A 21,779-nucleotide genomic window follows, 5' to 3' on the forward strand; every position below is an offset into this window, starting at 1 on the left:
GTGTCCGGCGAGAACCGCACCACCCAAGAGAAGTTCGAGTGCACCCGGTGCGGGCATATCGCCAACGCCGATCAGGTCGGTGCACTCAACGTTGCCATCAGGGCCGGGCTGGTCCTTCCCGACGTGGCCTAGCCACCGACGGGAGAAGCCCCCCGGATTTATCCGGAGGGAGGAGTCACGGCGTTCCGGTACGTCCCGCCATGGGGCACCAGTGCGGGTCCGCCACCGTATGCCGTCTATCAGCTGCCGCCGCGTCCACAGCGGCGGACGGCCTGGCTTGACGCCCTGCGGCAGCAACGGCTCCAGCCGGGCCCATTGGCCATTCGTCGGATCACCACGTCCCACAACGCGTGATCATTCACGACCAAGATCCACTTTCGCGGCACGCCCTAGTCGGCGGTGAGGAATTGTTCGGCCCAGACGGTTTTGCCGGTGGGGGCGGGGCGGGTGCCCCAGCGCCTGGTGAGCTGGCCGACGAGGAGAAGGCCGCGGCCTCCTTCGTCGTAGGTGCGGGCGCGTCGCATGTGCGGGGCGGTGCTGCTGGAGTCGAAGACTTCGCAGGTGAGGGTGGTGTCTTCGTGGATGAGGCGGAGCTGGATGGGGGGGCGGCCGTAGCGGATGGCGTTGGTGACGAGTTCGCTGACGACGAGTTCGGTGACGAAGGCGGCGTCGTCGAGGTGCCAGGTGGTGAGCTGGTCGGTGGCGTGCTTGCGGGCGTGGGCGACGGTGGCGGGGTCGAAGGGCAGGTCCCAGGTGGCGACGCGGTCGGTGTGCAGGGCGTGGGTGCGGGCGATGAGCAGGGCGATGTCGTCGTCGGGGCGGTGGGTGAGCATGGAGGTCAGGACGCGGTCGCAGACGGTGTCGAGGTTTTGGGCGGGGCGGGCGAGGGCGGCGAACATTTTGTCGAGGGCGTCGTCGATGTCGTGGTCGCGGGCTTCGAGGAGGCCGTCGGTGTAGAGGGCGATGAGGCTGTTCTCGGGCAGTTCGGTCTCGAAGGCTTCGAAGGGCAGGCCGCCCAGGCCCAGCGGCGGGCCGGCGGGCACGTCGAGGAAGTGGACGGTGCCGTCGGGGGTGACCACGGCGGGTGGGGGGTGGCCGGCGCGGGCGAGGGTGCAGCGGCGGGAGACGGGGTCGTAGACGGCGTAGAGGCAGGTGGTGCCGATGCCTCCGGCGGTTTCCGCGGTGGGGTCGGTGCCGGCTTCGTCGGCGGACAGGTGCAGGACGAGGTCGTCGAGGTGGGTGAGCAGTTCGTCGGGCGGCAGGTCGACGTCGGCGAGGGTGCGTACCGCGGTGCGCACCCGGCCCATGGTGGCCGACGCGCGGATGCCGTGGCCGACGACATCGCCGACGACCAGGGCCACCCGTGCGCCGGACAGCGGGATCACGTCGAACCAGTCGCCGCCGACGCCGGCGCGGCTGCCGGCGGGCAGGTAGCGGGTGGCGATGTCGAGGGCGCCCTGCTCGGGCAGGGTCTGGGGCAGCAGGCTGCGCTGCAGGGCCATGGTGGTGGTGTGCTGGCGCGGGGAGTCCGGGGGGGAGCGGCGGACGGCACGGATGCCGGCGGCGGCCTTGGCGGTGAGTTCCTCGGCCAGCCACAGGTCGTCGTCCTCGAAGGGGTCGGGGTGCTGGTGGCGGGCGAAGAGGGCGACGCCGAGGGTGGCGCCGGCGGCCCGCAGCGGTACCACCATCAGCGAGTGGGTGCCCGCCTGGCGGATCCAGGCGGCCTGGGGGTCGGTGGCCGTCCACTGGGCGAGAGCAAGATCGCCTGCCTGGTAGAGGGCCCCGTGGCCCTGGGCCAGGCACTGGGTCACCGGGGAGTGCGCCGGATAGCGGGATGTTCCGCCCGCGGCAAGGGGGTGGCCGGGCAGTGAGCGGACGGCGGTGCGCTCCAGGGTGAGGGGCCCGGCCGGCGGCGGGGGCGGCTCGCCGCCGTGCGGGGGAGCCCGAAGCAGGTCGACGGTGACCAGGTCGGCGAGGCGGGGGACGGCGAGGTCGGCGAGTTCCTGTGCGGTGCGCCGGCTGTCCTGGGTGGTGGCGATGGATGCGCCTGCCTCGCCCAGCAGGAGCATCCGCTGCCGGGCGGGGCGGTCCGCCGGCACGGGGTGGGCCGCCAGGCACACGGCACGCACCCGGCCGGCGGGGTCGGTGACCGGGGCCAGCGAGGCCTGCCAGCGGTGTTCGGCGCCGGCGCCGGCGGGGCGGAGGCAGACCTCCGCGTGCTGCGCCTCGCCGCTTTGAAGGACCCGGCGCATGGCTGTTTCGGTCTTCTCGTGTGCCGGATGCGGGGCGATGTCGGGCAGGCGCAGTCCGCGCATCCGGTCCTCGGCGAGGGACAGCGCCTGCTCCATGCCGGCGCTGGCGCGCACCAGCCGCAGGTCCGTGTCGAAGAGGGCCTGGATACAGGCGGACTGGTGGAACACCCATTCGCCCAGTGCCTCGCCGCCGGGCGGGTGCGGCCTGCCCGGCACGGCGGACACCACCAGCCACTCGGCGGCCGGCCCGCCCGGACCGGCCGGGGCGTTGGGGGCGTTGGCGTTGGCGTTGGCGTTGGGGGTGGGGGTGGGGGTGGGGGTGCGGCGGTGCGCGAGCAGGGCCTGCTCGAGCCGGCGGCCGTCCCGGTGGCGCAGCGCCACGGTGCCGCTCCACCGCCGGCGCCCGGCCGTCTCACGCCGCGCCGTCTCGCCGCTGTCGTCGGCGAGCAGCCGGGCGGCCGGCTGTCCCACGACCTCCTGGGGTGCGTAGCCGAGCAGCCGCCCGGCTCCTTGGCTCCATCGGGTCACGATGCCCTGCTCGTCGACGGTGGCGGTGGCCGTCACGGCCGGCTCGGGCAGGGCGGCCGCCTCCGCCTGCTCGCCGGGAGGGGTGGGAAGTCGCTCCATCGCCGCTCATCTCGCCCTTCGGGAACCTACGGCCGGGGCCCTCCTGACAAGCATGATCCCGGGGGGCACGGAGCACCAACCCGGACGCCGGCACCAGGGAGCCCGCCCCCGCCCCCCGGCCCCGAGCCGCCCGCCCCCGCCCCCCGGCCGCCCGCCCCCGCCCCCCGGCCGCCCGTGCCCGTGCCCGCGCCCGGCCGCGGGCCCAGCCCGGGAGGCGGCCGCCAGCTCACGCGCCGGGCCCGGCGCGGCCACCGGCCCCTGTCGGCGAGGCCCGGCCGCGCCCCGGCCGGACCGCGGCCCGGTGGCGGTCACGCCCCGTCCCGCCGCCGGCACACCCCCGTGCCGTGCACGCGGCACGGGCGGCGATCAGGCCAACTCCGAAGACCGGCAACCCCGTTGAGGGGCTGCGCGGCAACGGGACGGGCGGGAGGCCATCTCCGTGGCGATACGGCTGTGGTCCGCCGGCGGGCCGCGGCGCGCCCGCGGATGTGGCCTGTGACACGCCTGTGACAGTCGGCGGACACCGTCATGACGTCGCCCCGGCAGTCTTTTCGAAACGGACAAATTGCAGCAATCGGGCATTTGTTCTCTGCTTCCGAGGGTGTGAGCAGCGATGACCGAGACGATTCGTCGGAGGAAATCCCATGAGCCTCACCCTCGCCGCGCCGCAGACCCAGGCCCCCGCACCTGCGCTGGCCCCGCGTGAACGGGAGACGCTGCGCCACATCGCCGCCGGGTGCACCTACCTGCAGGCGGCCCGCCAGATGGGGCTGTCCAAGCACACCATCGACGCCTATCTCCGCCGGATCCGGGCCAAGCTCAACATCAACAGCACCGCCGAACTCACCCGGCTGGCCATCTCCCTGGGCCTTTGACGGCCCGCCCCCGGCAGGAAACCGCCCCGAAGACGATCCGGCGCCCGCACACATCCACCGCGCCCCCGCAGCGCACCGCGCCACCGTGGTGCTGCTCACCGGCCCGCGCCGAGTCTTTCCGCCTCGGCCCGGCCCCGTCGGCAGCGCGACTGCGGCGCCGTGACACCGCCGCGGACCGGGCGGCCGCCGCGCCTGCCGGTGCCTGGCCCGCGCCCGCCGCTGCTGTGTCCGCTGCACCAGGTGGCCGGGCCTTCGGCCGCGGCTGCACGGTCGTCTGCCGGCGCCGGCGCATGCGCCGGCTGCCGGACACATTGCTGGAGTCCGCCCCGGCCGGGAGCGCTGTGGACGGAATCGCCCGGGCCCGGCGCGCGAGAACCCGGCGGGGCGGGTGGCCCAGGGCGGCGGCCGGGCCGCCTCGCCCCGCACAAAAGGTCCCAGACGCGGAACCAGCTGTGGCGATGGCATCTGTGCAACTACATTTGGTGGCATGAGTGCCATCACTGTGCGGATACCCGATGCCATGGACAAGCCGCTGCGCGCCGCCGCAGCCGGCGCCCCCTCGCTGAACGAGTACATCGTGAAGGCGGTGCGCCGCCAGATGACGATCGACGCCGCCCGGCAACTCGCCACCCTCGAGCCCCTCGACCTCGACGGCGAGGGCGACGCTCTGTGACGATACGCAAGGGCGACGTGTGGGATGTCGACACCGGCAAGGGCACCCGCACGGTCCTCGTCGTCAGCCTCGACGGGCTCGCCGATGCCTACGGCGCGGTGGTTGCCCTGGTCGTGCACGCCCCGGCCGTGCACCCCGACACGGCGATGAGCGTGCGCCTGACGTCCCCGGTCGACGCCTCGGTCGTCGCCGTCAACCTCGTCCAGCTCGCCGCGTCCCGCTTCGACACCGCCATCCTGCACGGCAGCATCGGACCCGAGCAGCAGGCACTCGTCGACAACGCACTGCGCGCGGTCCTCGACCTGTAAATCCCTACCCCGCCGTGGCGGGGCCGTTCCGCCACGTCCGGGCCTTGAGGACTCGTTAGCCTTAAGAGAACCCGCACAACGGGGGGCGGCTCGGGCACCAGCCCAGGGAGGCCGGCATGGCTGAAGCACCCACCCAGGCCCCGGCGGACGACGCCCGAGGCGGTGTTCGCGGCAGTCCCCAAAGCCCCTGGGACGCCGGCAGCACCCCCCGCTACCTGCCGATCGCCGAGCACGGCCTGATCGGCGACCTGCGCAGCGCGGCCCTGGTCGCCAGCAACGGCACCATCGACTGGTACTGCTGTCCGCGTTTCGACGCCCCGAGCGTGTTCGCCTCGATCCTGGACGCGGACCGCGGCGGGTCCTTCGAGCTCGCCGCGGACGTCCCATCGCGCACCAAACAGTTCTACTTCCCCGACACCAATGTGCTCATCACCCGCTTCTTCGCCGACGACGGAGTCGGCGAGATCCAGGACTTCATGCCGGTCGTCGACGACTCACGCGAGGCCGACCGGCACCGGCTGATCCGCCGGGTGGTGTGTGTCCGCGGCGCACTGCCCTTCCGCGCCCGCATCGCCCCCCGCTTCGAGTACGGGACGGTGCCGCACACCGTGCACGCCGAGGCCGGCCACGCCCTGTTCGTCTCACCCCACCTCAAGCTCGCCCTGACCTCCACGGCACCGATCGAGGTCGCCGGTGGGGACGTGTGGTCGCTGTTCAAGCTGCACGAGGGCGAATCCGCGGTGTTCACCATCGACCGGGTCGGCGGGGACGTGGCGCCCCGCTTCTGCGCGGTGGCCGAGGCGGAAAGGGAATTCAACGCCACCGTGCGCTACTGGCGGCGCTGGCTGTCCCAGTCCCGCTACCGCGGCCGCTGGCGGGAGATGGTGCACCGCTCCGCCCTCACCCTCAAGCTGCTCACCTACGCCCCGACCGGCGCCATCATCGCCGCGCCGACCACCAGCCTGCCCGAGCAGATCGGCGGCGAGCGCAACTGGGACTACCGCTATGTGTGGATCCGCGACGCCGCGTTTGCCGTGTATGCGATGCTCCGCCTCGGCTTCACCGACGAGGCCGAGGCCTTCATGGGCTTCCTGTCCGAGTGCGTGTGCCTGGAGGCGCCGCAGGCCTCCGGCGACAGCGGCCCGCTGCAGATCATGTACGGCATCGACGGCCGCCGCGAACTGCCCGAGCGTGAACTGCCCCATCTCGAGGGCTACCGCGGCTCGGCACCGGTCCGCGTCGGCAACGCCGCCGTCGGCCAGCTCCAGCTGGACATCTACGGCGCGCTCGTGGACTCCCTCTACCTGTACGACAAGTGGGGCAGGCCGCTGTCCAGCGCGCACTGGGACTCCATCAGCATGCTCGTCGACTGGGTGTGCGAGAACTGGGACCAGCCCGACGAGGGAGTGTGGGAGACCCGCGGGGGACGCAAGACCTTCCTGTACTCGCGGCTGATGTGCTGGGTGGCGATCGAACGCGCCATGCGGCTGGCCCGGCACCGCGGCCTGCCCGCCGACCTGTTCCGCTGGGGCAGCGCCCGCGACGCCATCTACCGCCGCATCATGGCGCGCGGCTGGTCGGATGAGCGCCGGGCGTTCGTACAGTACGAGGACAGCGACATCCTCGACGCCTCCCTGCTGATGATGCCGCTGGCCAAGTTCATCTCCCCGACCGACCCCAAGTGGCTGGCCACCCTGGACGCGCTGGGCCAGGACCTGGTGTCCGACTCACTGGTCTACCGCTACGACCCGCAGGCCAGCCCCGACGGCCTCAAGGGCGAGGAAGGCACCTTCTCCATCTGCTCGTTCTGGTACGTCGAGGCCCTCACCCGCGCCGGCCGCCTGGACGAGGCCCGCCTCGCCTTCGAGAAAATGCTCACCTACGCCAACCACCTGGGCCTGTACGCGGAGGAGATCGGCCGCACCGGCGAACAGCACGGCAACTTCCCCCAGGCCTTCACCCACCTCGCCCTGATCAGCGCGGCCTTCAACCTCGACCGCATGCTCGGCTAGAGCGCACAACGCGAGCCGCCCCCCTAAGGCGCCGCCGACGGCGATGAGCGAGGCGGCGCCCGGGCAGCGCTCCCCGCCCCCCAACGCCCCGGCAGCGCCGGGGCGAGGCGGCCCCTTGCGGGCGGCGCCGGCCGGGGGAGAGGCACGTCACATCCGGTCCTGTCACACCGTGCCGAGCGGCTGCGTCAAAGAGGTGTAACCACCGGCAACGGCACAGGAGTCCACCATGGATGCTCGCTTGAACCTCTTCACCAGCCCGCTCGCCGCCAAGTTCCTCAGGCACATCAACTCGGCGGGCAAGGCGATCGCGGACTCGGCACTGCCCGCCGCGACCCAGGAGCTGGTCAAGCTGCGCGCCAGCCAGATCAACGGCTGCGGTTTCTGCACCGACATGCACAGCAAGGACGCCGCACACGCCGGGGAGACCTCGCAGCGCCTCAACCTGGTCGCCGCCTGGCGGGAGGCCACGGTGTTCACCGACGCCGAGCGCGCGGCCCTGGAGCTGACGGAGCAGGGCACCCGCATCGCCGACGCCGCGGGCGGGGTCAGCGACGAGGCGTGGGCGAACGCGGCCAAGCACTACGACGAGGAACAGCTCGCCGCCCTGGTGTCGATCATCGCCCTCATCAACGCCTACAACCGCATGAACGTCCTCGTCCGGCAGCCCGCCGGCGACTACCAGGTCGGCCAGTTCGGATAACCCCGGCCCGTTCGGACAACGAGGAGCACCCGGGCCGGAGCGGGGACCTGTGGTGCCGGTGCCGTCTTCCACCGGCGCCGGCACCCGCCCCGGCTACCCCTCGCCGCAGGCCCGGGGCGCGAAGACGGCCCGCCCGGCGGCCCCACCGGAGGAAACGGGCCGACCTGGGCAGCGGCCCGCGGCGAGATCTTTTCGCGGGCGGTCCCGGATCGCCCCCCGGGACACGGGGCCGCAACGGCACTCGCCCACACGGCTCACGGCTCACGGTTCGGGGCGCGGGCTTGCGGCTCGGTTTGGGCGCAGGATTTCGCCGGCCGCGCCTCGGCACGCCGGCCGGCTGTGACGCAGGTCCTGTCACCGCGCGGGCGCCCGCCCGTACCGTTGCCTGCCCCACCCGCACCCCCTCCCCGGGAGGTGGGTGAGCGCCCCGCGGCCGGATCACACACCGGCCGGGCGGGCACCCGCACAGGACGGTCCGCCATGCCCAGTGATCTCTCGCCCCTCATCGCCGCGTCCGCGCGCTGGCTGCTGTCGGCGTTCCCGCCGGCCGCGGGCCCGCTCGACGCTGCGCTGGCCGAGGCCCAGGCCCGGCACGCGGCCACCATCGCCGCCGCGCTGCGCTACCCGACCGCGCTGGATACCGAACTGGTCATGCTGCTCGGCCCCGGCGGCTGCGCCGGGCTCGATGCGGTCACCGGCGCCGGCGACCGCCCGCGGCCGGGCCCGGCGCCGGCCTGGCGCACCCAGGTGGACGAAGTCGTCGTCAGCTGGGCGGCCTGCCTGCTGGCCGATCCCGATCTTGCCGCACGGGCGGCGGCCTGCCTGGCGGCCACCCATCACGGCACGGACGGTGTGGGCGATGCGCGCCGGCTGACCGTTCCCAGTCCGCGCGATCACCGGGCGGCGCCGCTGCTGCGCCACCCGGACCTGCTGGGCCCGGTCGCCAGCCTGCACCGCCACACGCTGCTCGGCCTCCTTGACGCCGGCCCGGCCGTCGGCTCACCCGGACGGACATGACCCCCATCCCGCGCCGGGTGGCCTCAGGGGGGTGTTCAGGCCTTGGGCTGGGTGAAGCGGATGCTGTTGCCGAAGGGGTCACGCAGACCGCAGTCGATTCCGTACGGGCGGTCGGTGGGCTCCTCGGTGAACTCCACGCCCCGGCCCCGCAGCGTCTCATACGTCTTGCGGCAGTCGTCGGTGCTGAAAATGAGCGAGCCGCCGGTGGCGCCCTTGGTGACCAGTTCGCGGACCTGCTGCGCGGTCTGTTCGGACATCGCCGGAGGGCCCGGCTTTTCCAGCAGGATCTGGCGGTCGGGGTGGCCGGGGATGCTGACGGTCAGCCAGCGCATGAAGCCCAGGTCGACGTCGGCGCTGACCTCCAGGCCGAGCTTGCCGACGTAGAAGTCGAGGGCCTCGTCCTGGTCGAGGACGTAGATCTGTGAGTGCGTGATGGCGTTGAACATGCCTTCGACGCTACTGGCCGGGCGGGGCGGAAACTTATCCGAAACTGCTCAGCTGTTGGACCGGCCGGGGCGGTGGCGGGGCGGGCGGCGGTGGTGCGGGTCAGGTGCTGGGCCGTGTCCACGCCATCGTGAAGCATGTCGGCACGTGGGTGGCCGCCGCCTGCCTGCGGTAGGTCCTGGGGCAGTGGCCGACGATGGCGCTGAAGGTGCGGCTGAAGGTTCCCGGGCTGGTGAAGCCGACCTGGAAACAGATGTCCGTCACGCTGTCACCGCTCTCGCGCAGCAGGAACATCGCCCGCTCGACCCGGCGGCGCTGCAGGTAGCGGTGCGGTGTCTCGCCGAACGTGGCCCGGAAGGTGCGCGTGAAGTGCGCCGGTGACACGTGGGCGATACGGGCCAGGGCCGCCACGTCCAGCGGCTGCGCGTAGGCGCGGTCCATCGCATCGCGTGCCCGCAGCATGCGGCGGTTGCTCTCTTCGGCGGCGCGGCTCACGACGCCATCACACCACGGGCCCGCACCGGCCGGGCCAGCCCCGCCGGCCTGCCCGCCCCTCCCCGGCAGCACGGTGCACCGTGCCGGGGCGCGGCCGGCGGTGTTCAGGGCGCGGTGAACAGGGCGGGGAAGCGGGGAGCGAGCCAGGGCTTGCGGCCCCGGACGAGGATGCGGCCCCCGGCGAGGGCGCTCGCCTGGCTGCGGCGGCCGAGCGCCATCAGCAGGAAGGTGACCGGCTCGATGAGGATGGTGCAGTCCGGGCGCTGCGGCGGCGGACCGACCGACACGCCACCGTCGGCCACGGCCACGCCGAACTGGCCGCTGCCCCACAGGCGGATCGTGTAGCAGGCGCGCAGAGAGGCGGTGCGGTCGGTGTCGGTCACCCGCGGCATGGCGGTGAGCATGAACGGCAGGGTCAGCCCCACCCGCACGCGGTCGATCATGTGCGTACGCCCCAGCGCGCGGGCGAGGTCCCAGCCGTGGCCGAGCATGTGGGTGAGCAGGTAGGACCCCAGCACGTCCAGGTCCATCGGCCCCAGCGGGGTGACGACGCCTTCCTGCGCGCCGCGCTCGGTGAGCGCCGTCAGACAGGCCTCGGCCTGCGCCACGATCATCGCGGCCAGCGGTTCGGCCCGGCGCTCGCCGAACTCGGCGAGTGACTCCTCGTTGGCCGCGGCGAGGCTCTGCGGCGTGCCGTCCCCGTAGCGGCGGGGGCGTCCCGCCGCGATATCGGCCATCAGCTCGTTGGCCAGCGCCAGGTGCGCCGCCGCCTGGCCCACGCTCCACTGCGACCCGGGCACCCGGCGTGCCATGTCGGCGCCCTGGCGCAGCAGCGCGGCGATCTCCTGGGCGGTGTCGCGTATGGCCACATCCAGCCCCTGGGGCAGAGCCCCCCGTACGTCCTGCCCGGCCACTGACTCCACGCCGCTTTTCTCCCTGCTCCCGCGTCCGTGCCCGGATGCGTCCTTGCGCCCGGGCGCACGAACGCGTTCTCGATCACCGGGCGTACAGGAGACCAGGCAATGCATGCGGCGGCAAGACCTGGGACCGTGGGGCCGGCGGCGGGTCCGGGCTGCCATGCCGGGGGCACAGCCCATGTGAGGGGGCGCGGCCGTCGACGTCGTAGGTCACCTGGCGGGGGCGGGTGCCTTGTTCGAGGGAGAAGGTTTTTTTTCCGCGCAGGAGCAGCGGGGCCTGGATGCGGGTGCCGGTGAGGCCGAGGGACCCGGCGCCTGGGAGGTCATCTGAAGATTCCAACTCGAGGGCGACGAGGGCCGCGCGCCAAAATTCTACCGGCGGTAGAATCTGGGCCATGAGTAAGCCGACGAGTATCAAGACGAGCGAGGCGGTGCGCGACCGGCTGCGTATCCTCGCGGCCGAGCGCGGTACGACCATCACGGACCTGCTGGAGGACCTCGCCGCGCGAGAGCTCACGGACGGCGAGCGCGAGCAGCGTGCGCTCGAAGCCGCCCAGGAGCTCGGCATCGACTACAGCGAACAGGTTCAGCAGGCCGGCCAGGACGCCTGGGCGAAGGTCCGCGCCCACCAGGGCGGCACCGCCGCATGAACTTGACGGCTGTACTGGACCACACCGCTTTGGCCGCCCTGTATCGCGCGGACGAGTTCTTCACCGGCCTCTACATCGAGGCCTCGCGCGGCACCGGCCGCGTCCTGATCCCCTCGCTGTCCGTCCTCGCCGCCGAGCGCCGGCTCCCCGGTGCCGGCGCACACGCCGCCGGGCTGCGCTTCGCGGAGAGCGTCCCCTTCACCACGGACCACGCGCGGGACGCGATGGCCTGGCCGAGCGTCGAGTGGCCGGTGGCGCACACGGCCGCGATCGCGTGGCAGGCCGCCAAGGCGGGCGAGCCCGTCACCGTCCTCTCCCTCGAACCTCAGCTGTATGCGGGGACTGGTGTTATGCCGCTGGACCCCACCTAGGGGCAGCCGGCTCACGCCGTGCTGCGGTTCCTCAAAGACAAAGGCCCCGGCGCCGCCCCACGGGGGGAGGGCGGCGCCGGGACTGGGTAACCACGTGAGTGGCCCAGGCCATGGGACCTGAGTAAGTCTGTCCGGATCACGCCGGTGAAGGCCCGCGGTCCGCGCGCCCGGTTCTGGTCTGCGGCCTGCACGGCCTCGGTGGTGTGCGCGGCGGGGACGGCGCCTGGGGCGTGCTAGAGGTCGAGGACGACTTCGCCGGCGGGCCGGCTGCAGCAGACCAGGACGTTGCCTGTCTCAGGGGGCTCGAGGGGCTGGGGGGTGTAGGTGACGTCGCCCGAGACGAGGGGGGTGATGCAGGTGTGGCACACGCCGGTGCGGCAGGACCAGCGGGTGGGGATGTCGCAGGCTTCGGCGAGTTCGAGGAGGGAGGCGCGGGCGGGTGACCAGGGGGTGGTGATGCCGCTGCGGGCGAAGGTGATGAGGGGGCCGGCGGCGAGGGGGCCGGGAGGCTGGTGCGGCCGGAGTGCGGCGGCGGGGGTGACGCCGGGGTTGATGGCGGGCAGGGCGGTGAAGGCCTCGGTGTGGATGTGCTGGGGGCTCAGGCCGTGCTCGCGCAGGTAGCCGCTGATGGTGTCCATGAAGGCGGCCGGTCCGCAGAGGTAGGCATCGGCGTCGGCGGGGATGTTCAGGGCTGCCAGTGACCGGGGGGTCGGGCGGCCCGGGGTGATGCGGGGCTCGCCGGGGTGGGGGAGAGGTGTGTGGGGGGCGGGTGCGGGGGCTGCGGTGTAGTAGATGTGCTCGTGGCCGTGGGGGAGTGCGGCCAGCAGGGCGTGGGCCTCGTCGGCGAAGACGTGGTGGTCGCGGTCGTGGGCGGTGTGGATCCACCACACCGGGCGGGGGTCGGCTGCGGCGGCGAGCCGGTGGAGCATGGCCAGCACGGGAGTGGCGCCGATCCCCGCGGAGATGAGCAGGACCGGGTTGCTGCCTTCTTCGAGGACGAAGGCCCCGCGGGGGCTCGCGGTGTCCACGAGGTCGCCGGGGTGAAGGCGTGTGTGGAGGTAGCTGCTGACCTCGCCGTGGGGTTCGCGCTTGACGCTGATGCGGTAGGTGCCGGCTGCGGGCGCCGAGGACAGGGAGTAGCTGCGCACCGTGGGGGCGCCGCCGACGGCGAGGCGGAGGGAGAGGTACTGGCCCGGGCGGGCCTGGGGCAGGGGGGTGCCGTCGGTGGTGTCGAGGTAGACCGAGGAGACGGCGGGGGTCTCGGGGACGATGCGGGCCACGCGCAGGGGCTTGAAGCCCGGCCAGCCCGGCGGGCTGGGCTCTTGTCTGGGCTGGCGGGCGGCGGTGCGTTCGCCTGGCCATCCCGGTTCCTGCCGGGGCTGCTGGGCGGCGGCGAGTTCGCGAAAGGACTGCTGCCATCCGGGGCTGAGGGCGGGGATGTTCAGTGCGGTGCGCAGCGTCGCCAGGTCGCGGCCGGGCAGGTAGAGCAGGGCGTCGGTGTCGGCGACGCTGAGGTGGTGCGGGCCCTTGCGGGTCAGGGTGATCTCGTCGCCGGCCTGGACGTGGCCCTCGGTGATCACGCGCAGGTAGAAGCCGGGGCGGTGGTGGGCGACCAGCAGGGAGGCCATGGCGGGTTCGCCCAGGCGCATGCCGACGCGGTAGCAGGTGACGCGGGGCTGGGTGACTTCGAATTCGGCCTCGCCGATGCGGTACCGGTCGCCGATGCACACCTCGTCGTCGGGCAGGCCGTCGACGGTGAAGTTCTCCCCGAAGATCCCGAAGGTCAGGTCGTCGCGGCCGAGCTGTTTTTGCCAGTACTGGTAGGACTGCAGCTGGTAGACGAGGACGGCGCGGATGTCGCCGCCGTGCCCGGCCAGATCTCCTTGACCGTCTCCCTCGACGTTCAGCCGCCGGACCATGCGGGGGCCCTGGACGGGGGCCTTCCAGGCTCCGGTGCGCACCGTCCTTCCCTGCCAGGGGACGTCCCTTGGCATACCTGTGTTGACAGACAGCAGCGTCGCCATCGCGGACCTCCTGCCAGGTGGCCGGCCGGGGCACCCCCTCAGGGCGCGCTGTGATCTGTGCGCTGCGCTTGATCTGTGCGCCGGGGCCGATCCTAGTTCTGGTGCCGGGGCCGCCGCGATTTCGCGGCCTGCGCGGGCCGAGCCGGCGCAGCGCGGCGTCGATGTCGGGGAGATCCGGCACAAGGAGCCCGTCGACACGTGGCAGGGCGGCCTCGGGCCCGGCGTCGACCTTCTGCCCCTACAAGGGCCTGTGCGACTACTACGACATCGGCGAGGCGCACCGCGCCGCCTGGACGTACCGCGACGCCTACCGGGAGGTCGACCGGATCGGCGGCATGGTGTCCTTCGAACCGGACCGGGTCGAGGTCTTCCTCGACGGCAGGCGCCTGGAACCCGAGCCCGGGCAGACGGTCGTCGCGCACGGCGTCGACCGCGGCCTGGACGCCGGCGAGGCCAGGACCCGCTGACCCCCGCGAGCGCCCGTGCCGCAGGCCCCTTTTTGCGCTGCGGAGCATCTGGGACCGGACACGCAAACGATGCGTGCCGCAGCCGTTCGCCGCACAGGCGGGTCGGGTGGAGGGGCAGGTGGCGGGGGCCGCGGGGCAGGGCGCCCGCCCCGGCGCCGGGTGGACCAGGACCCGCTTTGGGGCGGCGCCCGGGCCGCTCCACCGGTCCAGGAGCTGATCACCCGCCAGGGCCCGCGCCGGCGGGATCCCTCAGGCCGCGGCACATTGCACGACGGCGCTGAACCAGTTCTCCCCGTTCTTCGGGGACAGGCCCGACACCGGCCGAACCCCACCGGCCCGCTGCGGGCCGGGGAAGTGCTCGGCGTGCGCCGTCCGGTCGGGCGCTCGCCGGCCCTGCGCAGACGCCCTCTGCGCCAGAAGGGACGCGCACCGCACGGGCGGCGTCTGTGCGGTGGGTCAGGCGGTGGTGGCAGGGGCGTGGAAGTAGTGGCCCTTGTCGAGGTCCTCGAGGAGGCCGGGGTGGGCCGGCTGCCAGTCCAGCAGTTCGCGGGTCAGGGTGTTCGACGCCGGGGAGTCGAGGCCGAGGAAGGCGCCGAGCCAGGCGAAGTGCTCGGCCGCGGCCTCGGGGGCCACGCGGGCCACCGGGAGGCCGAGGTGACGGCCGATCACCTCGGCGATGTCGCGGATCGATACGCCCTCCTCCGCGACGCCGTGCAGCACTGATCCCGCCGGGGCCTTCTCGGCCGCCAGGCGGAACAGCTGTGCGGCGTCGAGGCGGTGGACGGCCGGCCAGCGGCTGGCGCCGTCGCCGATGTAGCCGCAGACGCCCCTGGCCCGGGCGATGGCGACCAGGGTCGCCATGAAGCCGTTGTCCCCCTCGCCGTGGCAGGTCGGGGACAGCCGCACCACGGACGAGCGCACGCCGCGCGCGGCGAGTGCGAGCACCGCCTGGGCGGTGGCCGACCGGATCGAGACCGGCGAGCCGTCGATCGCGGGCATGTCCTGCTCCGTCGCCACACGCCCGGGCGCGAGGCCGACCACGCCGGAGGCGATGACGAAGGGGCGGCCGGTAGCGGCGAGCGCGTCGCCGAAGGTGTCGACGGCGCGGCGATCGGCCTCGGCAGCGCCTTGGAAGCCGCCGGTGAAGGCGATGTCGTGCTTGAAAGCGAGATGGATCACCCCGTCCGACGCGGCAGCGGTGCTCCCCAGGACGTCGAGGTCGTCCACGGTGCCGCGGACCACGTCCGCCCCGGCGGCGGTGAGGGCGGCGGCGGAGGCGTCGGAGCGGGCGAGCCCGACAACCTGGTGCCCCGAGCCGATGAGCTCGGGAACGACGGCGGAGCCGATCCAGCCGGACGCGCCGGTCACAAAGATGCGCATGGGAGGAACCCCAGACTGTTGATGTCAGTTACTGTCATCGACCCTAGCATCTGATGTCAGTCACTGTCATCGCGTAGGATCTGCGCATGGGTAGATGGGAGCCGAACGCGCGCGGACGCCTGGCGAAAGCGGCGTTGGAGCTCTATGGCGAGCGCGGCTACGAGCAGACCACCGTGGCGGAGATCGCCAAACGGGCCGGCCTCACCGAGCGGACCTTCTTCCGGCACTACGCCGACAAGCGCGAGGTGCTGTTCGACAGATCCGATGCGCTGCAGGAACTGTTTGTGACCGCGGTCGCCGAGGCGCCCAAGTCCGCGGCGCCGATCGACGCGATGGCGGCGGGGCTTGAGGCGGTCTCCCAGGTGTTCGCCGGCCGCCGCGAGCACTCCCGGCAGCGGCAGGCCGTCATCGTGGCGAACGCGGAACTCCAGGAGCGCGAGCTGATCAAGCTCGCCTCGATGTCGGCCGCGCTCGCCGACGCCCTGCGCCGGCGCGGCGTCGCGGAGCCGGCCGCGAGCCTGACTGCCGAGACGGGGGTGGCCGTCTTCAAGGTCGGCTTCGAGCTCTGGCTCGCGGCGTCCGGGGAACGCGAGATGGCGCAGTTGATGCGGGAAGCACTGGACGAGCTCAAGGCCGTGACCGCGCGCGGCTAGGACCCGTCCGGCCGGCCAGGTCGAACGCGGGTTTGCCGGACAGCCCCGATCCGGCCCCCGTGGGATTGCGGGGGAGAACGAACCCGGCAGCCTGTCACCCGCGGTGACGCAGCGCGCTGCCCGTCGCGGGCCGCCGCTCTCTCGCCCGCGGCACGCAGACGCGCCGACGCCGGCGAGGAGCGCTTGCCCCGCTCCGGTGGCCGGCACGGGCCGGTGGGACCGGCACGCCGGCGACGTCCCGCAGGTGCGCGACCGTGCGGTCCGGCGCGGCACCGATCTCGGTGATCAGCGCGATGGTGAAGCCCTCCGGCGAGATCGCCGAGCCGGACGCGGACGAGGAGTGGATCACCGTGCCCGGCGCTCTCACCGGCTCGGTGAGGGCCCGCGCCGTCAAGCCCGTCGGCGCCACCGGCACTCGGCCGGTCATCCTCAACATCCACGGCGCGGGCCGGGTCTTCGGCGATGCGCACACCCGCGGCCGGCTTGTCCCGCCGCCGCAGGGCCCGCGTTCGGGCGCCGGCCGGGGCAGTCCGGGATCTTGCGTCTCGTGGATGTGCGCGGGACATGACGTCACCGCAGGGGGACGGCAGGCCGTCGGGTGGGAAGCCGCGGAAGACCTCGGCGGGGGGCCGAGGTCTTCCGCGGGCCGTTGCCGGGGACGAAGGTCAGGCGGCGGAGCGCTCGTCGGGCAGGCGGCGGCGCAGCGCGGCCTGCTGGACGGCGGGTGGGTGGTAGGCCATGTCGAGCGTCCCGATGTCGGTGCCGGGAGGCACGATGGCGTCGATCTGGTCGAGGACTTCGTCGCTCAGAGCGGTCTCGGCGCCGGCGAGCAGGTTGTCGAGGTGGTCCATGGTGCGCGGCCCGATGATCGCGGAGGTGACGCCGGGGTGGGCGATCGAAAACGCCATGGCCAGGTGCGTCAGCGGCATCCCCGCCTTTTCGGCGAGCAGGACGAGCTGCTCGACGGCGTCGAGCCGGCGCTCGTCGCTCAGGTGCTTGAAGCCGAAGCCGGCCCGATGGGTGTCGGCCTGCCGGCCCTTGCGGTAGCGGCCGGTGAGCAGGCCCCCGCCCAGCGGGCTGTAGACCAAAGTGCCCATCCCGTAGCGCTCGCAGACGGGCAGCACCTCGCGCTCGATGCCGCGGTTGAGGATCGAGTACGGCGGCTGCTCGGTGCGCAACCGCTGCAGGCCGCGCCGCTCGGCGACCCACTGCGCCTCGACGATGTCCGAGGCGGGGAAGGTGGAGACGCCGATGGCCCGGACCTTGCCCGCGCGCACCAGGTCGGTGAGGGCCGAGAGGGTCTCTTCGATGTCGGTGTCCGGCGCGGGCCGGTGGATCTGGAACAGGTCGACGTGATCGGTCTGCAGCCGGCGCAGCGAGTCGTCGAGTGCGCGCACCAGCCAGCGCCGCGAGTTGCCCTGCTGGTTGGGGTCGTCCCCCATGGGCAGGTGCGCCTTGGTGGCCAGTACGACGTTGTCCCGGCGGCCCTTGAGGGCCTTGCCGACGATCTCTTCGGACTCGCCGCGTGAGTAGATGTCGGCGGTGTCGACGAAGTTGATGCCCGCGTCCAGCGCCCGGTGGATGATGCGTATGGAGTCGTCGTGGTCGGGGTTGCCTATGGCGCCGAACATCATCGCGCCCAGGCAGTAGGGGCTGACCTTGATGCCGGTTCGGCCCAGCGTGCGGTACTTCATGATTCTCCTCGTCGGCCGGTGCCTGCTGCTGCGCGCTACGCTTGTGTAAGCGGAACACTGTTCCACCACCGACGATACGGAACGCTGTTCCGGTTAGCAAGGGGGACACACATGACCGACGGCCCGACGGACGGCGGGCGGCCCCGCCAGCGCGTGCGCGCCGACGCGCAGCGCAGCATCGACACCCTGCTCACCGCGGCGGCAGAGGTGTTCACCGTCTTTGGCGTGGACGCCCCCGTACGGCAGATCACCGCCAAGGCGGGTGTGGGAGCAGGCACCCTCTACCGGCACTTCCCGCAGCGCTCGGACCTCATCGCCGCGGTCTTCCGCCACGAGGTCGACGCCTGCGCCGACGCCGCTCCCGCCCTCGCGGCCCAGGGGGAACCAGTCGAAGCGCTCGCCCGGTGGCTGCAGCGCTTCGCGGCCTTCATCGCCACCAAACGCGGGCTCAGCGCCGCCCTGCACTCGGGGGACCCGGCCTACGACAGCCTGCCCGCCTACTTCCAGCAGCGCTTCCTGCCGGTCCTCGGCGCACTCCTGGACACCGCGGCGAAAGCCGGCCAGATCCGCTCCGACATCGACCCCGAAGACCTGCTGCGCGCCGTGGGCAACCTGACCCTGCCCGCCCAGGACGACAACGGCCACACCCGGCGCATGATCGCCCTGCTCGTCGACGGACTCCGCTACGGCGCCCACACCGAATCCGTCTGAGGAACGGCGCCCGGCCGCCGCACGTTGCCATCGGCAACTCGGTCGGCGAGCAGGCCGCGGCAGGGCATCTGGTCCCTGCCCCGCCCGGCCGGCGGTGCCGGCGGATTTGCTGCGGACCGACGAAAGCCGCAGCAGACGGCATACGGCCTCGAGGGCCGTGATGGCGGAAGCCGCCGCCACGAGCGGCTGATCGCGAAAGGCGGCCGCCGCCCGGAGCCGGACCACCGCCCCCACGCCCTGATCCGCAAGCCGGGCGCCTTCCCCGGGCACGACCGCACCCGAACAGGCATGCCCCGCCCAAAAGTTCACCCCATCCACGACACGTGGCTTGCCTGGTCCTCGCCCGACGCGCCTGGCCAAGTCCGCGCACGACGCCCGATGGGCACAGTTCGTGCCCTTCCCGGCGTACCAGGCCGCGCAGTACGGCCAGACCTTCCTCAAGATCGGCCGGTTCGGGCCGGTCTCTCAGGTCTGCTCGGCCTGCGGCATCAAGGACGGCCCCAAGCCCCCGCACATCCAAGAGCGGACGTGCGGGGCATGCGGGAGCGCCCCGGACAGAGACATCAACGCGGCGGACAACGTCGCCCAGGCCGCCGGACCGGCGGTGACAGCCCGTGGAGCGCAGGTGAGTCGGGGCTTGGTCCCCGCACGGCGCGATGAAGCAGCCCCCGAAGCCGCACCCGGCAACGATGCGGCAGGCGGGAATCGCTCTCGCCTGGCAGGGCGAGGAGGTCAAGCGCGTGTCGGCGCCGCCTGCTGCACGACGTCGAAGGACCACAGCGTGGACCCGCTCGCCGCCGGCCTGGGACGTTCGCCGCTGTCCGCGTCACCGCCCTGGTGGGCCGCCTTCATGGGGCCCTCCATCCAGGCCTGGAAGGAGTCCTCGTCACGCCACCGGGTGTAGACGAGGTAGTTGTCGGTGCCTTCGACGGGGCGCAGGAGTTCGAACCACTCGAACCCGTCGGAGCCCTCCACGGCATGGGCGCGGGAGGCGAAGCGCTTCTCCAGCGTCTCCCGCTGCTCGGCGGGCACGGCCAGTACGTTGATCTTGACTACGCTCATGGCCTCATCCTGCCGCACCGCGGCCGCGAGGAGGAGGAGCGGCTCGTGCCTGACGCGGTGGTGCAGGGGCGCCGCCGGGATCGGGACCAACACCGGGACACATCACGGCGCCCGCGGCTTCCAGGCCGTCCGGTCCGGCCCGAGTCCGCAGCGTCCGCGGGTCGGTGCGCACAGCGCCGCGCACCGGCCGGCGAGTACCGCCGGCGCGCCAAGGCCGGGGGCGGGCCCGCAGGCCAGGAGGGAGCCGGGGCGGCAGCCGGCGCACCAGGACCGCTCATCCGTACGGGGCAGGCCCAACCATCGCTCAGATTGACCCGCGCGGTCCATCGGCGGCGCAAGGTGCCCAGAGCTGCCGAACGTGCCCGCCGCGCACGCGAAAGCACCGACCTCACATGCCCGACAACCCGGCCGACGAAGCAATCACCGTGGCTCAGCCGAAGACCGACGACCAGCCAGGCGCTCTCAAGCCCGCGCTGGAGTCCATGACCCTGCTGGTCGCCGCCGTCATCGTCCATGACCAGGCCACCAACCGCGTTGTCCTCCTGCAACGCTAGTGAAAACGCCAAGTTCGCCCAGGGCATGTGGGACCTCCCCGTCGGCAAGAGCGAACCAGGCGAGCCCATCACCGAAACCGCCGTACGCGAGCTGTACGAAGAGACGGGCCTGACCGTGCAGCCCGAGGCGTTGAACGTCGCCCACATCATCCACAGCGCCCGGGGCGTCGAAGCACCGGGCGGTTTCCTCACCGTCGTCTTTGCCGCCCACGAATGGGCCGGCGAACCCGAAAACCGGGAACCGCGCAAGCACGCCCAAGTCCGCTGGGTCGCCGCCGACGCCATCCCCAACGAGTTCGTGAACACTACCGCCAGCGCTCTGCACGGATACCTCGCCGACGGCCCTCAAGTGTCCCTCAGCGGCTGGAACTAGCGCAGGCTGCAGCAACTCCCGACGCCGACGTTCGGCGGGGTGCCATCGGGCCGCGGCCCGGCGGCGGTGCGATGGCGCTGGTGGGAGTTCAGCCGGCCACCGCCTCCTGCTGCTGCGGCTCGGCCGCAGCGGGCTTTTCCGCGGCCTGCGTGGTGTAGAAGACGGATGAGCCCTGCTTGGTGCGGTGTGCGTGGCTCTTGGCGACCAGATTTTCCAGGGTGGTGCGCACGACGGTTGTCTTGATGCTGCGGTCGGGGTGGGCCTGGGTGAGCGCGGCGGAGATTTCGGCGGCGGAACGCGGCTCGCTCTGCTGCCCCAGGTGGCCGCGGATCAGGTCGATCAGGGTCGGCTTGGCGGCTGCCTTGGATGCCTGTGCGGGTGGGGCCTTGGCGGCGGTCTTCTTGGGTGCCGTCTTCGTCGCACCTGTGGCGGCCGTCTTCTTCGGCTTGCTCGGCCTGGGTGCGGCGGAGGCCTGGTGCGGCACGGCAGGCGCGACCGTGGTGTCTGTCTCGGTGGCGGGGCGTGCGCCGCCGAGTGCCTGCTGCATGTTCACCAGCACGGTGTGGTCGTGCTGCAGGGCACGCAACTGCTCCTGCAGGGCCTCGATGTCCGCAGCGATACGTTCCTGCTCCTTGGCATTGCGCTCAAGGTCGCCCGTCACCTGGGCGAGGTACTGCGAGGTCAACTCTGTGGTGTGGGTCTGGCTTTCAGGCATGACATGGGTCCTTCTTCTAGTCCGCGGGCACGGCGGTGAAAGCAGGGGCCTGTCCGCGAACGGATGGAGAGTGTGTCCGGTCGGTGAAGGCCAGTCCACCCGCGAGACACAACTGCCGCGGCCTGCGGAAGTGTAGAGATAGTACGCACGAGTGGAACCGGATGTTCCTGTCGCGTGGGCACCGGGGAGCTCCATCCCGTAGTCGGCGCACACTTGTGCCCTGCCGTACACGGGCGCCCCCTGCGCCGTGCCGCTGTGCCCCGGCGGCCGCGCAGGCACGAGAACCAGGCCGGCAGCCCTCGGCTGCAGAAGTGGGTCAGGTTGTGAGCCCGCCGAAGGGCTGACGAGTCCGGGGCCGGGCCGGCCTGAGCTGTTTTCGGACCGGGTGCAACTGCTGAGCAGCGCCTGGCGGGCAGCAGCACGATGTAGGTCACCAGCCGCCGGCCACCGGCACATGCCTGCTCAACCCCCCGTGCGCCGCCCGCATTTCGTTCGGGGACAGGACCAGCTTCGGCATGAGCGGGCGGTGGCGCCGGGCCAGGGGCCGGTGATGTCGCAGGGACGGAGGCGGCGCGCCGCCGGCAGGGGAGCTGCAGGGCACGCTGGGCGTCGAGGCGGCCCGGGCGCCGGCGCGCCTGCCGCTGTCCTGCCGGCGGGTTCGGGCCGCCGCCGGTCCGAACAAAAAAATGGGGGGCGTGGGCCAGGCGGGGGGGTCGGGGGCGCGCCTCCCGGGCGGGGGGTGGGGCGGACGTACCGCTCGGGTCGAGACGTAATGGCCGTGGTGGGCGCCATCCCGACCCTCCTT

21 protein-coding genes and 3 pseudogenes are annotated in these 21,779 nt (G+C 72.8%); 14 read left to right on the forward strand and 10 right to left on the reverse strand.

The window, feature by feature from the left end:
* The coding region (locus tag ACZ4RZ_RS48435; protein WP_467754031.1) for a transposase at positions 1-345 on the reverse strand (345 nt) is incomplete at its 3' end.
* Positions 346-389: 44 nt separating this feature from the next.
* The gene (locus tag ACZ4RZ_RS48440; protein WP_467754032.1) at positions 390-2,879 is read right to left on the reverse strand and encodes a SpoIIE family protein phosphatase; all 2,490 of its coding nucleotides are present in this window, start codon (positions 2,877-2,879) and stop codon (positions 390-392) included.
* 644 nt (positions 2,880-3,523) lie between these two features.
* Here ACZ4RZ_RS48440 and ACZ4RZ_RS48445 point away from each other — a divergent pair.
* The 6 genes from ACZ4RZ_RS48445 (at position 3,524) to ACZ4RZ_RS48470 (ending at position 8,464) form a co-directional block, all read left to right on the forward strand.
* Positions 3,524-3,754, forward strand: a complete 231-nt coding sequence (locus ACZ4RZ_RS48445; protein WP_467754033.1) for a response regulator transcription factor — start codon at positions 3,524-3,526, stop codon at positions 3,752-3,754.
* Positions 3,755-4,241: 487 nt separating this feature from the next.
* A complete protein-coding gene (locus ACZ4RZ_RS48450; protein ID WP_467754034.1) occupies positions 4,242-4,427 on the forward strand; it encodes a hypothetical protein in 186 nt (61 codons plus the stop codon).
* Positions 4,424-4,735, forward strand: coding sequence for a hypothetical protein (locus ACZ4RZ_RS48455; protein ID WP_467754035.1), 312 nt, complete (start codon positions 4,424-4,426; stop codon positions 4,733-4,735). Before ACZ4RZ_RS48450 ends, ACZ4RZ_RS48455 begins: the two co-directional genes overlap by 4 nt.
* Before the next feature lie 116 nt (positions 4,736-4,851).
* Positions 4,852-6,747, forward strand: a complete 1,896-nt coding sequence (locus ACZ4RZ_RS48460; protein ID WP_467754036.1) for a glycoside hydrolase family 15 protein — start codon at positions 4,852-4,854, stop codon at positions 6,745-6,747.
* 226 nt (positions 6,748-6,973) lie between these two features.
* The gene (locus ACZ4RZ_RS48465) at positions 6,974-7,447 is read left to right on the forward strand and encodes a carboxymuconolactone decarboxylase family protein (protein WP_467754037.1); all 474 of its coding nucleotides are present in this window, start codon (positions 6,974-6,976) and stop codon (positions 7,445-7,447) included.
* 480 nt (positions 7,448-7,927) lie between these two features.
* Positions 7,928-8,464, forward strand: a complete 537-nt coding sequence (locus ACZ4RZ_RS48470; RefSeq protein WP_467754038.1) for a hypothetical protein — start codon at positions 7,928-7,930, stop codon at positions 8,462-8,464.
* Positions 8,465-8,499: 35 nt separating this feature from the next.
* Here ACZ4RZ_RS48470 and ACZ4RZ_RS48475 read toward each other — a convergent pair whose 3' ends face one another.
* The 3 genes from ACZ4RZ_RS48475 to ACZ4RZ_RS48485 form a co-directional block, all read right to left on the reverse strand.
* Positions 8,500-8,910 carry a VOC family protein gene (locus tag ACZ4RZ_RS48475; protein WP_467754039.1) on the reverse strand — a complete coding sequence of 137 codons (411 nt, stop codon included), beginning with the start codon at positions 8,908-8,910 and terminating at the stop codon, positions 8,500-8,502.
* A gap of 100 nt (positions 8,911-9,010) precedes the next feature.
* A complete protein-coding gene (locus ACZ4RZ_RS48480) occupies positions 9,011-9,403 on the reverse strand; it encodes a helix-turn-helix domain-containing protein (RefSeq protein WP_467754040.1) in 393 nt (130 codons plus the stop codon).
* A gap of 104 nt (positions 9,404-9,507) precedes the next feature.
* Positions 9,508-10,326 carry a maleylpyruvate isomerase family mycothiol-dependent enzyme gene (locus tag ACZ4RZ_RS48485; protein ID WP_467754041.1) on the reverse strand — a complete coding sequence of 273 codons (819 nt, stop codon included), beginning with the start codon at positions 10,324-10,326 and terminating at the stop codon, positions 9,508-9,510.
* A 389-nt stretch (positions 10,327-10,715) separates the two neighbouring features.
* Between ACZ4RZ_RS48485 and ACZ4RZ_RS48490 the strand changes: the two genes are divergently transcribed.
* Both ACZ4RZ_RS48490 and ACZ4RZ_RS48495 read left to right on the forward strand, forming a co-directional pair.
* Entirely contained in the window at positions 10,716-10,970 is a 255-nt protein-coding gene (locus tag ACZ4RZ_RS48490; RefSeq protein ID WP_467754043.1) for a hypothetical protein, read from the forward strand.
* Positions 10,967-11,341 carry a PIN domain-containing protein gene (locus ACZ4RZ_RS48495; RefSeq protein ID WP_467754044.1) on the forward strand — a complete coding sequence of 125 codons (375 nt, stop codon included), beginning with the start codon at positions 10,967-10,969 and terminating at the stop codon, positions 11,339-11,341. Before ACZ4RZ_RS48490 ends, ACZ4RZ_RS48495 begins: the two co-directional genes overlap by 4 nt.
* A gap of 233 nt (positions 11,342-11,574) precedes the next feature.
* Here ACZ4RZ_RS48495 and ACZ4RZ_RS48500 read toward each other — a convergent pair whose 3' ends face one another.
* Positions 11,575-13,365: an MOSC domain-containing protein gene (locus ACZ4RZ_RS48500; RefSeq protein ID WP_467754045.1), complete on the reverse strand. Its 1,791-nt coding sequence runs from the start codon at positions 13,363-13,365 to the stop codon at positions 11,575-11,577.
* Positions 13,366-13,526: 161 nt separating this feature from the next.
* Here ACZ4RZ_RS48500 and ACZ4RZ_RS48505 point away from each other — a divergent pair, with 161 nt between their 5' ends.
* Entirely contained in the window at positions 13,527-13,832 is a 306-nt protein-coding gene (locus ACZ4RZ_RS48505; protein ID WP_467754046.1) for a DUF427 domain-containing protein, read from the forward strand.
* A 456-nt stretch (positions 13,833-14,288) separates the two neighbouring features.
* On the opposite strand, the gene ACZ4RZ_RS48510 is transcribed toward ACZ4RZ_RS48505, so the two are convergent.
* A complete protein-coding gene (locus ACZ4RZ_RS48510; protein WP_467754047.1) occupies positions 14,289-15,212 on the reverse strand; it encodes an SDR family oxidoreductase in 924 nt (307 codons plus the stop codon).
* A gap of 86 nt (positions 15,213-15,298) precedes the next feature.
* Between ACZ4RZ_RS48510 and ACZ4RZ_RS48515 the strand changes: the two genes are divergently transcribed.
* Together ACZ4RZ_RS48515 and ACZ4RZ_RS48520 are read left to right on the forward strand one after the other, a co-directional pair.
* Entirely contained in the window at positions 15,299-15,865 is a 567-nt protein-coding gene (locus tag ACZ4RZ_RS48515; protein ID WP_467754048.1) for a TetR/AcrR family transcriptional regulator, read from the forward strand.
* A 305-nt stretch (positions 15,866-16,170) separates the two neighbouring features.
* Positions 16,171-16,353, forward strand: a pseudogene (locus tag ACZ4RZ_RS48520) (esterase); the annotation flags it as partial.
* Between the two features lie 177 nt (positions 16,354-16,530).
* On the opposite strand, the gene ACZ4RZ_RS48525 reads toward ACZ4RZ_RS48520, so the two are convergent.
* Positions 16,531-17,559 carry an aldo/keto reductase gene (locus tag ACZ4RZ_RS48525; RefSeq protein ID WP_467754049.1) on the reverse strand — a complete coding sequence of 343 codons (1,029 nt, stop codon included), beginning with the start codon at positions 17,557-17,559 and terminating at the stop codon, positions 16,531-16,533.
* Between the two features lie 111 nt (positions 17,560-17,670).
* On the opposite strand from ACZ4RZ_RS48525, the gene ACZ4RZ_RS48530 reads away from it, so the two are divergent.
* Both ACZ4RZ_RS48530 and ACZ4RZ_RS48535 read left to right on the forward strand, forming a co-directional pair.
* Complete coding sequence (locus ACZ4RZ_RS48530; RefSeq protein ID WP_467754050.1) at positions 17,671-18,270, forward strand: TetR/AcrR family transcriptional regulator; 600 nt, start codon at positions 17,671-17,673, stop codon at positions 18,268-18,270.
* Positions 18,271-18,661: 391 nt separating this feature from the next.
* Positions 18,662-18,838 (forward strand): annotated as a pseudogene (locus ACZ4RZ_RS48535) (zinc ribbon domain-containing protein); the annotation flags it as partial.
* Positions 18,839-19,002: 164 nt separating this feature from the next.
* On the opposite strand, the gene ACZ4RZ_RS48540 reads toward ACZ4RZ_RS48535, so the two are convergent.
* Positions 19,003-19,332, reverse strand: coding sequence for an antibiotic biosynthesis monooxygenase family protein (locus ACZ4RZ_RS48540; protein WP_467754059.1), 330 nt, complete (start codon positions 19,330-19,332; stop codon positions 19,003-19,005).
* Between the two features lie 392 nt (positions 19,333-19,724).
* Between ACZ4RZ_RS48540 and ACZ4RZ_RS48545 the strand changes: the two are divergent.
* A pseudogene (locus ACZ4RZ_RS48545) lies at positions 19,725-20,259 on the forward strand (NUDIX domain-containing protein).
* 88 nt (positions 20,260-20,347) lie between these two features.
* On the opposite strand, the gene ACZ4RZ_RS48550 reads toward ACZ4RZ_RS48545, so the two are convergent.
* Complete coding sequence (locus tag ACZ4RZ_RS48550) at positions 20,348-20,974, reverse strand: hypothetical protein (RefSeq protein WP_467754051.1); 627 nt, start codon at positions 20,972-20,974, stop codon at positions 20,348-20,350.
* Positions 20,975-21,779: the final 805 nt, after the last annotated feature.

The organism is Streptomyces sp. NPDC027189 (genome assembly GCF_055566975.1).